The 551-nt window shown below is 50.6% G+C and carries 1 rRNA gene; it reads left to right on the top strand.

The features are described from left to right. Nucleotides 1-78 precede the first annotated feature (78 nt). Nucleotides 79-551 (top strand): 16S ribosomal RNA (locus FC814_RS22560); the annotation flags it as partial.

Raw genomic sequence — 551 nt, 5'->3', positions numbered from 1 at the left:
GACGATAAATGAATACCAAGTCTCAAGAGTGAACACGTAATTCATTACGAAGTTTAATTCTTTGAGCATCAAACTTTTAAATTGAAGAGTTTGATCATGGCTCAGATTGAACGCTGGCGGCAGGCCTAACACATGCAAGTCGAACGGTAACAGGAAACAGCTTGCTGTTTCGCTGACGAGTGGCGGACGGGTGAGTAATGTCTGGGAAACTGCCTGATGGAGGGGGATAACTACTGGAAACGGTAGCTAATACCGCATAACGTCGCAAGACCAAAGAGGGGGACCTTCGGGCCTCTTGCCATCGGATGTGCCCAGATGGGATTAGCTAGTAGGTGGGGTAACGGCTCACCTAGGCGACGATCCCTAGCTGGTCTGAGAGGATGACCAGCCACACTGGAACTGAGACACGGTCCAGACTCCTACGGGAGGCAGCAGTGGGGAATATTGCACAATGGGCGCAAGCCTGATGCAGCCATGCCGCGTGTATGAAGAAGGCCTTCGGGTTGTAAAGTACTTTCAGCGGGGAGGAAGGGAGTAAAGTTAATACCTTT

The sequence above is a fragment of the Escherichia sp. MR genome (assembly GCF_005280595.1).
Classification (GTDB): Bacteria; Pseudomonadota; Gammaproteobacteria; order Enterobacterales; family Enterobacteriaceae; genus Escherichia; species Escherichia ruysiae.
Note: the sequence above shows the minus strand (reverse complement) of the source record. Positions and strands in the feature narration are given on the sequence as shown.